This window comes from Variovorax defluvii (assembly GCF_039541515.1).
GTDB classification, from domain to species: domain Bacteria; phylum Pseudomonadota; class Gammaproteobacteria; order Burkholderiales; family Burkholderiaceae_C; genus Variovorax; species Variovorax defluvii.
Map to the genome: position 1 here is coordinate 454 of NZ_BAABGJ010000036.1, position 11005 is coordinate 11458.

At 68.9% G+C, this 11005-nt stretch carries 9 protein-coding genes; 6 read left to right on the forward strand and 3 right to left on the reverse strand.

Annotated elements, in window-relative coordinates:
- The first annotated feature begins 260 nt into the window (after nt 1-260).
- From ABEA07_RS15685 to ABEA07_RS15700, 4 genes are read left to right on the forward strand one after another with little or no spacing between them, the layout of a single operon-like run.
- Complete coding sequence (locus tag ABEA07_RS15685) at nt 261-2513, forward strand: ATP-binding protein (RefSeq protein ID WP_345538977.1); 2253 nt, start codon at nt 261-263, stop codon at nt 2511-2513.
- Between the two features lie 4 nt (nt 2514-2517).
- Entirely contained in the window at nt 2518-2976 is a 459-nt protein-coding gene (locus tag ABEA07_RS15690; protein ID WP_345538978.1) for a response regulator, read from the forward strand.
- Nucleotides 2966-5494: a response regulator gene (locus ABEA07_RS15695; protein ID WP_345538980.1), complete on the forward strand. Its 2529-nt coding sequence runs from the start codon at nt 2966-2968 to the stop codon at nt 5492-5494. The genes ABEA07_RS15690 and ABEA07_RS15695 overlap by 11 nt, the downstream gene beginning before the upstream one ends.
- Entirely contained in the window at nt 5487-6092 is a 606-nt protein-coding gene (locus tag ABEA07_RS15700) for a biliverdin-producing heme oxygenase (RefSeq protein ID WP_345538981.1), read from the forward strand. The genes ABEA07_RS15695 and ABEA07_RS15700 overlap by 8 nt, the downstream gene beginning before the upstream one ends.
- Nucleotides 6093-6102: 10 nt before the next feature.
- Here ABEA07_RS15700 and ABEA07_RS15705 read toward each other — a convergent pair whose 3' ends face one another.
- Nucleotides 6103-6672: a GbsR/MarR family transcriptional regulator gene (locus ABEA07_RS15705; protein ID WP_345538982.1), complete on the reverse strand. Its 570-nt coding sequence runs from the start codon at nt 6670-6672 to the stop codon at nt 6103-6105.
- 174 nt (nt 6673-6846) lie between these two features.
- Between ABEA07_RS15705 and aroC the strand changes: the two genes are divergently transcribed.
- Nucleotides 6847-7971, forward strand: a complete 1125-nt coding sequence (aroC, locus tag ABEA07_RS15710) for a chorismate synthase (protein WP_345538983.1) — start codon at nt 6847-6849, stop codon at nt 7969-7971.
- A complete protein-coding gene (locus tag ABEA07_RS15715) occupies nt 7971-9152 on the forward strand; it encodes an MFS transporter (protein ID WP_345538984.1) in 1182 nt (393 codons plus the stop codon). The genes aroC and ABEA07_RS15715 overlap by 1 nt, the downstream gene beginning before the upstream one ends.
- A gap of 5 nt (nt 9153-9157) precedes the next feature.
- Here the strand turns inward: ABEA07_RS15715 and ABEA07_RS15720 are convergent, their stop codons facing one another.
- Complete coding sequence (locus ABEA07_RS15720) at nt 9158-10096, reverse strand: ABC transporter substrate-binding protein (RefSeq protein ID WP_345538985.1); 939 nt, start codon at nt 10094-10096, stop codon at nt 9158-9160.
- A 237-nt stretch (nt 10097-10333) separates the two neighbouring features.
- The coding region (locus ABEA07_RS15725; protein WP_345538987.1) for an ABC transporter permease subunit at nt 10334-11005 on the reverse strand (672 nt) is incomplete at its 5' end.

Genomic DNA, 11005 nt, shown 5'->3' on the forward strand with positions numbered 1-11005 from the left:
GACTCGCCCGCCGGGGCGAATTCCCGGCTCCTGCGCCACACAACCAGCAAGGCCAAAACAAAGGCCCACCCCTCCCCAGAGGAAAAGCCAGCGAAACAGCATGTGTCCAGAGTCAAATCGATGAGCCCCACGGACGTTGCGTAGGCAAACATCGCAGTCTGAGCCAAATAACCCCGATGAAGCGACACGAGCGAGGCAACTTCCGGCAAGCGAAGTAGGAGAAGGCCCACGCGAAGGCCCCCGGCGGTCTGGCAAGATCGGTGCCCATCTTGAGAACCCCGACTTCCAGTAACCGCCCCCTGCCGGGCCACAGGGCCCCTGAGCCCGCGTCACCCGACCTGTCCGCCTGCGATCGCGAGCCGATCCGGGTGCCGGGCGCCATCCAGCCGCATGGCCGCATGCTGGTTCTCGATCCCGACACGCTGCGCGTCGCCGCCTTCAGCTCGAACTGGGCGCCGGCGGAGTTGGAGGAGGCCGCAGCGTCGATGCGCACCCGCGACCTCGGCGAGCTGCCGGTGGGCGGGGCAGCCCAGTCCCTCGGCGCCGTCCGGATCGGCCAGCGCGTGTTCGACGCTGCGGCCCACCGCACCGCGAAGCACCTGATCGCCGAGTACGAACCGGCGCGGCCTGCCGACGGCGACGAAGCGCCAATTTACTCGCTGATGCGCCTGTTCCTGCCGCAGCTGCAGCAGGCCGCCTCCGTCGAGGCGCTGACCGAACTCGCCGTGGCGGAGATGAAGCGCCTCACCGGCTTCGGCCGTTGCCTGCTGTACCGCTTCGACGAGGCCGGGCATGGCGAGGTGTTGGCGCAGGTCCTCGATCCGGGCTACGACAGTTACGCCGGGCATCATTTCCCGGCCTCCGACATTCCGCAGCAGGCGCGCGAGCTGTATCTGCTCAATCGCTTCCGCCTGATCGCGGACGCGAACTACCAACCCGTGCCGCTGCAGTCCACCGACCCGGCGCTCGGAGCACGCGACATCGACCTGTCGCAGTCGCATCTGCGCAGCGTCTCGCCGATCCACCTCGAGTACATGCGCAACATGGGCACGCTCGCCTCGGCCTCGGTGTCGATCGTGATCGAAGGGCGGCTCTGGGGCCTGATCTCCTGCCATGACCACGCGCCTCGGCACCTGAGCATTCCGACGCGCCGGGCCTGCGAGCACCTCGGGGAACTGCTGGCGCTTCAGATCCAGTCGAAGGCGTCCAACACCCTGGTCGGCGAGCGCCTGGAGCTGCGCAAGCTCACGCTGGAGATCGTCGCCCAGCTCGCCGACAGCGATGCGACGCTGCAGCGGCTGGTGTCGGAGGCCTCGCCGCTGCTGCGCATGGCGCGAGCGGCCGGCGCGGCCGTGGTGCTGAACGACGAGGTCTGGAGCGTGGGCGACACGCCGGACGACGCGCAGGTGCTCGCGCTGGCGGAGTGGATCGTCGGCATGGGGGCCGAGGTCTATCACAGCGACTGCCTCGGCGCGCATTTCGCGCCCGCGCGTGCCTACCCGGCCCGGGCCGCGGGCGTGCTGGCGATCTCGATCTCGCAGGTGCACCGGCACCTGATACTGTGGTTCCGGCCGGAAATCGTGCAGACCGTCACCTGGGCGGGCGAGCCGCGCAAGACCGCCATCGCGGAAGACGGGCGCATTCATCCGCGCCACAGCTTCGACAGCTGGGTGGAGCACATCCGTGGCCGCTCGACGCGGTGGTCCGATGCGGAGCTGGGCGCGGCCGGGGAGCTGCGGCAGGCGTTGATCGGCATCGTGCTTCGGCGTGCCGAGGAACTGGCGGCGGTGGCCGCCGAACTGGGCCGCGTGAACAAGGAGCTGGAGGCCTTTTCCTACACCGTCTCGCACGACCTGCGCGCGCCCATGCGCCACATCGCCGGCTACGTGGACCTGGTCGTGAGCCAGGAGGGCAAGCAGTTGTCGGAGCGCTCGCTGCGCTATCTCGAGCACGTGCGGGAGGCCTCGGCTTTCGCCGGGCAATTGGTCGATGCGCTGCTCGACTTTTCGCGCATGGGCCGGGCCTCGCTCAAGCGGCGCGCGGTGGACAGCTCGTTACTGGTCGCCGACCTGGTGCGCGAGCTGTCGCGCAACGAGCGCGAGCGCCGGATCGAATGGAACATCGATCCCGCGCTGCCCGTCCTGCATGCCGATGCGCTGCTGCTGCAGGTGGCCGTGCGCAACCTGCTGTCGAACGCCCTCAAGTATTCGCGGGGCCGCGATCCGGCCCGCATCACCGTGCGCGGCGTGCGAAGGCCGGGAGGCGAGGGGCTGGAGGTGGAGGACAACGGCGTCGGCTTTCAGATGAAGTACGCCGACAAGCTCTTCGGTGTTTTCCAGCGCCTTCATGCAGCCGAAGAGTTCGAAGGTACCGGCATCGGCCTGGCCAACGTCAAGCGCATCGTCGAGCGCCACGGCGGCGAGGTCTGGGCCCGCGGCGAGGCGGGTTCAGGAGCCATCGTCGGCTTCGTGCTGCCACCCGCGCCTGTCGTCCCCCCTGAATCCGGAGAATGAAGAAATGCTCAAGCCGATCCTGCTGGTCGAGGACGACAAGCGAGACCTGGAACTGACACTGATCGCGCTGGAGCGCAGCCAGCTGGCCAACGACGTCGTGGTCTTGCGCGATGGCGCGCAGGCGCTCGACTACCTGCGGCGCGAAAACGACCATGCGCAGAGGGGGACTGGCAACCCGGCCGTCATCCTGCTGGACCTGAAGCTGCCCAAGATCACCGGACTGGAGGTGCTGAAAGAAGTTCGCGCCGATCCGGCACTGCGCAGCATCCCGGTCGTCATGCTGACCTCCTCGCAGGAGGAGTCCGACGTGGTCAAGAGCTACGAGCTGGGCGTGAACGCCTACGTGGTGAAGCCGGTGGTATTCGAACAGTTCGTCTCCGCGATCGCAGACCTCGGCGTGTTCTGGGCGGTCCTCAACGAGCCGCCGCCCGGCTCGCTCAAAGCCAGGCGCCATGATTCCTGAGCAGGATGACACGGGATCGGCGCAGGTCCTGCGGATCCTGATCCTGGAGGACTCCCGCTTCGACGCTGAGTTGCTGGTGGAAGCCGTGCGGCTCGCGCAGCCGCATGCGCAGACCACCGTCGTCAACACGGAAGACGATTTCGTCGCCGCCCTGGCCCGGGAGTCGCCGTCACTGGTGCTCTCCGATTACGAACTGCCGGGCTTCTCGGGCGCCCAGGCGCTGGATGTCGCCAGGCGCCTGGCGCCGGGGACTCCCTTCATCTTCGTTTCCGGCGTGATCGGCGAGGACAACGCCGTCGAGCTGCTCAAGCGCGGCGCCACCGACTATGTCAGCAAGGGCCGGCTGGCCCGCTTGCCGGTGGTGCTCGAGCGCGCCCTGGCCGAGGTCGCCGACCGGCGCGCGCGGGATGCGGCCCAACGCAAGCTGCGCGCCGCCAACCAGGCCTTCGCCGAGGCGGAGCGGCGGCGGCTGGCGCTGATCGAACTCGGCGACCGCATCCGCGACCTGGACGATCCCAGCGAGATTGCCTACGTCGCGTCCGAGATGCTGGGCCGGCTGCTGAAGGTCGACCGCGCCGGCTATGGCCTGGTCAACAAGGTGGCCGAGACCATCACCATCGAGCGCGATTGGTGCGCGCCCGGCGTGGCCAGCCTGGCCGGGCAGCTCAACTTCCGCGACTACGGCTCGTACATCGAAGACCTGCGGCGCGGCGTCACCGTTGCCTTCGCGGACGCGCGCGAGGACCCGCGCACGCGCGCCAACGCGCAGGCGCTGGAAGCCATCAGCGCGCGCGCCGTCGTGAACATGCCCCTGACCGAGCGTCGGGGCCTGGTGGCGCTGCTGTACCTCAACCACGGCTCGCTGCGCCCCTGGTCGGAGGACGAGCTGGCCTACGTGCGCGAGGTCGGCGAGCGCGTGCGCACGGCGATCGCCCGGCGCGAGGCGCAGATCGAGCTGCAGGCCTTCGCCGAGTCCCTGGCACGCCAGGTGGAAGAGCGCACGCGCGAACGCGACCGCATCTGGGCGCTCAGCGAGGATCTGCTGGGCGTGGCCAGCGCCAAGGGCCATTTCGAAAGCGTCAACCCGGCCTGGGAGTCGGTGCTGGGCTGGACGCCCCAGGAGCTGTGCACCACACCCTTTCACCAGTTCGTTCACCCCGAGGACGTGGACGCCACGGAGCTGCAGATGCGGCGCCTGTCCGAAGGCCGGCGCGTGCGCGGCTTCGAGAACCGCTGCCGCACGCGCGATGGAGACTACCGCTGGCTCTCCTGGATCGCCGTGCCCGACAACGGCTTGTTCTACACGGTGGCGCGCGACATCACGCAGCAGAAGGAGCGCAGCGCGGAACTCGAATCGGCACGCGAGCAACTGCGCCAGAGCCAGAAGCTGGAGGCGGTCGGCCAACTGACCGGCGGGCTGGCGCACGACTTCAACAACCTGCTGGCCGCCATCTCCGGCAGCCTGGAGCTGATGCGCCGGCGCGGCTTCGAGGGGCGTGCCGCCGAGATGGACCGCTACGTCGGCGTGGCGCAGGGGGCCGTCAAGCGGGCCTCCTCGCTCACGCACCGGCTGCTGGCCTTCTCGCGCCGCCAGACGCTGGAGCCCAAGCCGCTCAACCCCAACCGCCTGGTCGGCGACATGGAGGAGCTGATTCGCCGCACGATGGGGCCGCAGGTCTCGCTGGAGGTCGTTTCCGCGGTTGGCGTGTGGAACGTGCACGCGGACCCGAGCCAGCTGGAGAGCGCGCTGCTCAACCTGTGCATCAACGCGCGCGACGCCATGCCGGAAGGCGGGCGCCTGACCATCGAGACGGCCAACCGGTGGATCGACGCGCGCACGGCGGCCGGACGCGACCTGGCGCCGGGCCAATACGTGTCGCTGAGCGTGAGCGACACCGGCGTGGGCATGAGTTCCGACGTGGCCGCGCGCGCCTTCGATCCCTTCTACACCACCAAGCCGATCGGGATGGGGACCGGGCTCGGGCTGTCCATGGTCTACGGCTTTGCCAAGCAGTCGGGCGGGCAGGTTCGCATCTACTCGGAGCCGGGGCAGGGCACCACGGTGAGCATCTACCTGCCCCGCGATCTGCGCGACGCGGAGCCGGAGGAGCGCCGCATGCTGAGCCCGCCGAGCCCGCGGGCCCACCAGGGCGACACGGTGCTCGTGGTGGACGACGAAGCGGCGCTGCGCATGCTGATCGTCGAGGTCATGCAGGGGCTGGGCTACACGACGCTGGAGGCCGGCGACGGCATCGAGGCTTTGCGGCTGCTGCAGTCCGACGAACGCATCGACCTGCTGGTCAGCGACGTCGGGCTTCCCGGCGGAATGAACGGACGCCAGGTGGCCGATGCCGCGCGCATGGCGAGGCCGGGCCTGAAGGTGCTGTTCATCACCGGCTATGCCGAGAACGCGGTGCTCGGCAATGGCCACCTGGAGCCCGGCATGCACGTGCTCAGCAAGCCCTTCGAATTGCAGGTGCTGGCGCAGCGCGTCAAGGACCTGATCGAGCATGCTTGAAGAATTCGCCCGGCCGCCCGGCGCAGCGCCGCTGAAGTTCGACGTGCTGATGTCGCTGCGCAGCGCCACTTCGGCTTTGCACACGCGGCTCGATGCGCGCCTGCCGATCGCCCGCGCCGATGCCTCGCTGCACGACTACGTGGCGCACCTGCGCGTGCTTCGGCCATGGCTGCTCGGGCTGCGCGAGGCGCTGGCGGGCCACGGTCCTGCGCTGGACGCGGTGGCGCGGCATGTCGATGCGAAGCTGGCGGACCTCGAGCAGGACCTGGCCCAGGCCGGCGATGCAGGGCCGGCCGACGTGCCGGTGGCGACTGGCCGGCGCGCCGGCGACAGCGAGACACCGGGCTTTGCCTGGGGACTGGCCTATGTGGTCGAGGGCTCGCAGCTCGGCGGCGCCGTTCTCCACCGCCGGCTGCGCGAGCGCCTGGCGCCGCACGCGCTGCGCTACCTGGCCGGGAGCGAGGAAAAGGTGGCGGCGCGCTGGCGCGACTTCGTCCACCGGCTGCGACGCACGGTGGTGGACGAGTCGGGCCTGCGGCAGGCGCAGCACGGCGCGGTGGCCGGTTTCGAGGATCTGGTCCGGCGCTTCGGTCTTTGAGCGAGTCCGCTCAGCCCGGCTTCCTGGCGCGGCTTCCGGTCAGTTTGTCCTTGAGCTCGAGCACCTTCGTCACCGTGGAGCCCATGCCCATGAGCTGCATGGCGGTCTCGGGCGCAAGGCGCTGCACGTCGTCGAACCACTTCATGAGCCGGTCGATCAGCTCGTACATCTCGCGCATGCGCCGCTGGGCATGGCGTTCCTCGTCGCTGCCGGGCTTCTCCAACAGGGCCATGCGCAACATCGACAGGGTGGGCTCGATCTCGCGGCGCCGGCGTTCCTCGGCCAGCACGCGGAAGATCTCCCAAACGTCGGAAGGCGCCTCGAAGTACTCGCGCCGGTCGCCGGGCTGGTGGCGCAGTTGCACCAGGCGCCAGCCCTGCAGCTCCTTGAGTCCCATGCTCACGTTCGAGCGCGAGAACTCCAGCGCCTCCGCGATCTCGTCGGCATTGAGCGCGCGCCGGGAGATGAAGATCAGCGCATAGATCTGGCCGACGGTGCGGTTGATCCCCCACTTGCTGCCCATCTCTCCGAAGTGGGCGATGAACTGGCGGCTGAGCGGAGGCAGGGTGTCGGTAGGCATCGGCCGATTCTCGGGCCGAATTGCTGTAGGTTCGAGAAAGACTGAAATTTCTGCACGTTCGCGAAAGGGCGGACGGACTTGTCATGCCCAGGGCGCGGGCGAGGGCATCCGAGCACCGCGCCATCAGCCCCTTGGCCGGCCAAGCCTGACGCCATGCTGGGATAATCGCCGCCCATGAGCGGCAACACTTTCGGCACCCTGTTCGCGGTGACCAACTTCGGCGAATCCCATGGTCCCGCGATCGGCTGCGTCATCGACGGCTGTCCGCCCGGCATGGCCCTCAGCGAGGCCGACATCCAGGGCGACCTGGACCGCCGGCGTCCCGGCACCAGCCGCCATGTGACCCAGCGCAACGAGCCCGATGCGGTGCAGATCCTCTCCGGCGTCTACGAGGGCCGCACCACCGGCACGCCGATCGCGCTGCTGATCCAGAACACCGACCAGCGCAGCAAGGACTACGGGCAGATCGCCCAGCAATTCCGACCTGGCCATGCCGACTTCACCTACTGGAAGAAGTACGGCATCCGCGACCCGCGCGGCGGTGGCCGCTCCTCGGCGCGGCTGACGGCCCCCATGGTGGCGGCCGGCGCGGTCGCCAAGAAGTGGCTCTTCGAGCACTACGGCACCGTTTTCCGCGGCTGCATGGCGCAGATCGGCGGGATCGAGATCCCCTTCGAGAGCTGGGAGCACGTGCCGAACAATCCCTTCTTCGCGCCCGTGGCCGACGTGTCGCGCCTGGAGGAGTACATGGACGCGCTGCGCAAGGCCGGCGACTCCTGCGGCGCGCGCATCCGCGTCACCGCGTCGAAGGTGCCGGTGGGCCTGGGCGAACCGCTCTTCGACAAGATGGACGCCGACATCGCCTGGGCCATGATGGGCATCAACGCCGTCAAGGGCGTGGAGATCGGCGCCGGCTTCGCCAGCGTGGCGCAGCGCGGCACCGTGCATGGCGACTCGATCACGCCCGGCGGCTTCGAGACCAACAACGCCGGCGGCGTGCTCGGCGGCATCACGACCGGGCAGGACCTGGACGTGAGCATCGCGATCAAGCCCACCAGCTCGATCATCAGCCCGCGCCAGTCCATCGACATCCACAATCAGCCGGTCGAGGTCGTCACCAAGGGCCGGCACGACCCCTGCGTCGGCATCCGCGCCACGCCCATCGCCGAGGCCATGCTGGCGCTGGTGGTGATGGAGCATGCATTGCGCAACCGCGCCCAGTGCGGCGACGTGATCGGCGCGCCCGATCCGGGGCAGTCCGCGGCCGAGGGAACGTCGCCGCAGGCGTCCTTTCTCTAGTGACGGCGACAGTCGCGGGTGGTCGCGGCCATCTGCTGGCCTTCGCGGTTTTGTCGGCGAGCTACTTCGCCCACATCGGTTTCTTCAACCCCTACCTGCCGCTCTGGCTCAAGGACCTGGGGCTGCCGATCTTCGTCATCAGCCTGCTGACCTCGGTGCAGTCGATCACCCGGGTCTTCGCACCCTATGCGTGGGGCGCATTGAGCGACCACACCGGCCAGCGCGTGCTGCTGCTGCGCATCAGCGCGGGCGTGGCGATGGTGGCCTCGCTGGGCCTGTGGTGGAACGGCGGCGCCTGGTGGCTGGGGCTGGTGCTGCTGGTGATGTTCACGCACACCAGTTCGATGATGTCGCTCACCGAGGCGGCCATGGCCCACCTGGTGGCGGGCGACTGGGGTCGCTACGGGCGCATCCGGCTGTGGGGTTCGGCCGGCTTCCTGGTGACCGTCTTCGTCGCCGGCGAATGGTTCGAGCGCTTCGGCATGGGCCATTTCCCGGCGTGGGCGGGCGGCACCCTGGCCATCGTGCTCATCGCGACCTTGCGCCTGCCCGACATGCGCGATCCGCCGCTGGCCCACGCGGCGCAGAGGGAGCCGGTCGGTCCCGTGCTGCGCCGGCCGGCGGTGCGCTGGTTCTTCGCCTCGCTGTTCTTCCACGTGATGGCGCATTTCGCGGTCTATGGCTTCCTCTCCCTGTACCTGGACTCGCTGGGCTACGGCAAGGGCGTGATCGGCCTTCTGTGGGCGCTGTCGGTGGCGGCCGAGGTGGGCTGGTTCTTCCTGCAGGGGCGCCTGCTGGGCCGTTTCGCCATGCCGCGCTGGCTGCTGATCTGCGGCGTTGCCGCGGTGCTGCGCATGGGCATCACCGCCGGCTGCGGGCCCTGGGTGTGGGCGCTGGCCGTGGCGCAACTGCTGCACGCGCTGTCCTTCGCCGCGCACCACACCACCTGCGTCGCGATGGTGTCGCGCCACTTCCCCGGGCGGCTGCGCGGGCGCGGGCAGGCGCTCTTCACCGTGATCGGCTACGGCTTCGGCGGGGTGCTGGGCGTGCTGGCGGGCGGGGCGATCGCACAGCGCTTCGGCTACGTGGTGATGTTCGGGGTGGCGACGCTGCTGTCGGGGGTGGGCAGCCTGTGTGCGTGGCGCATGCAGCGGCTGGAGGCGGCCGTTGCGGCACGGTGAAGAGCTCATCTCGGAGCTTGCCATCCCTTGTAGTCCTTGACGTTGGCGCGCGTGATCAAGGTCGAAGGCAACAGCGTCATCGGATTGGCCGGCTTCTTGCCGTTCATGATGTCCTGGCCGATTTCCACCGCCTTCTGCGCGATCATGTACGGGTCTTGACTGGCCGAAGCCTGCACCTGGGTGTCGCTCTTGAGCGCGGTCTCGATGTCGGGGGCGCCGTCGACCGAGGTGATGATGATGTTCTTGCGGTTGAGCTGCCTGGCCGCCAGGTCGGCGCCGATGGCCTGGGGGTCGTTGATGGCGAACACCGCATCCACCTTCGGGAAGCGCGTGAGGTGGTTCTGCATCACGTTCAGGCCGCCCTCGCGCGAGCCCTTGGCGTCCTGGTCGTCCGACAGGACCTTGATGTCCGGGCTCTTCTTGAGCACCGACTTGCAGCCGTTGACCCGGTCGACCACGGCCGAGACCTGCGGGCCGTTCTGGATGATCACGTTGCCCTTGCCGCCGAGCTTGTCGACGATGTACTGGCAGGCGATCTCGCCGGCCTGCACGTTGTTGGTCTGCACGGTGGCGTCGGCGCCGTTGGCCGCCACGTCCACGCCCACCACCGTGATGCCGGCCTTCTTCGCCTTCACCAGTGCCGGCTCGATCGCCTTGGCATCGACCGCATTGACCAGGATCAGGTTCACGCCGGCGGCGATGAAGCCGTCGATCTGAGAGAACTGCTTGTTCAGGTCGTAGTCCGCCGACAGCGCCGTGACCTTGACGTTGGGATTGAACTGCCTGGCCTTGGCCTCGGCGCCCTTGGCCAGCGAGACGAAGAAGGGGTTGCCCATCGAGCCGAGCGTGATGCCGACGCTGTTGATCTGCTTGTTCTGGGCCTGCGCGGCGCAGGCGCCGAGCAGCGAGCCCAACACGGCCAGGGCGAGCATGGATTTGCGCATGAAAAGTCTCCTAGGTGGGTTGCTGAGGTGGAAGCGCTTTCGGGGAACACCGCGGAACCGGCTTTGCCGGGCCGCTGGTGTTGCCCCCGGAGAGGGGGTTGGCGGAGCGACACGAAGTGCGCACAGCCTGGGGGAGAGCAACATCCTTCGCGGAACCGGCTTTGCCGGGCCGCTGGTGTTGCCCCCGGAGAGGGGGTTGGCGGAGCGACACGAAGTGCGCACAGCCTGGGGGAGAACTCAGGTCCTTGCGGAGCCCTTGCGGCGGTAGCGGTCCAGCGCGACCGCGCCGATGATCACCAGGCCCTTGACGATGTACTGCCAGATGTCGGACACGCCCATCAGGATCAGGCCGTTGGTCAGCACCGCGATGATCAGCGCGCCGACCAGCGTGCCCAGGATCGAGCCGGTGCCGCCCACGAAGCTGGTGCCGCCCAGGATCACGGCTGCGATGGCGTCCAGTTCATAGGAGGCCCCCAGCTGCAGCCCGTTGGCCGCATACAGCCGCGCCGAGGCCATCACGCCGCCCAGGCCGGACAGCAGCCCCGAGGCGCAGTACACGAAGAGCAGCACGGCCCAGACCTTGATGCCGGCCAGGCGCGCGGCTTCGGGGTTGCCGCCGACGGAGTAGATGTTCAGGCCCAGCACCGTGCGGCGCAGGATGAACCAGGACAGGGCCACCACCGCGAAGGCGATGATCACCAGCCAGGGCACCCCGAGCACGTCGCCGTTGCCGATGAAGGCGAAGGGCAGTTGCGGGTTGAAGACGGTGCCGTCGTTGCCGATCAGCCGCGCGATGCCGCGCACCGCGGTGAGCGAGCCCAGGGTCACGATGAAGGGCGGCAGCTTGAGGAAGGCGATCAGCACGCCGTTGATCAGCCCGAAGAGCAGCCCGCAGCCCAGGCCCGCGGC

Bases quoted from the DNA above. Each gene is read 5' to 3' on its own strand.
- aroC (WP_345538983.1), top strand. From the start codon at position 6,847: ATGAGCGGCAACACTTTCGGCACCCTGTTCGCGGTGACCAACTTCGGC.
- ABEA07_RS15705 (WP_345538982.1), bottom strand. From the start codon at position 6,672: ATGCCTACCGACACCCTGCCTCCGCTCAGCCGCCAGTTCATCGCCCAC.
- ABEA07_RS15690 (WP_345538978.1), top strand. From the start codon at position 2,518: ATGCTCAAGCCGATCCTGCTGGTCGAGGACGACAAGCGAGACCTGGAA.
- ABEA07_RS15700 (WP_345538981.1), top strand. From the start codon at position 5,487: ATGCTTGAAGAATTCGCCCGGCCGCCCGGCGCAGCGCCGCTGAAGTTC.
- ABEA07_RS15695 (WP_345538980.1), top strand. From the start codon at position 2,966: ATGATTCCTGAGCAGGATGACACGGGATCGGCGCAGGTCCTGCGGATC.
- ABEA07_RS15720 (WP_345538985.1), bottom strand. From the start codon at position 10,096: ATGCGCAAATCCATGCTCGCCCTGGCCGTGTTGGGCTCGCTGCTCGGC.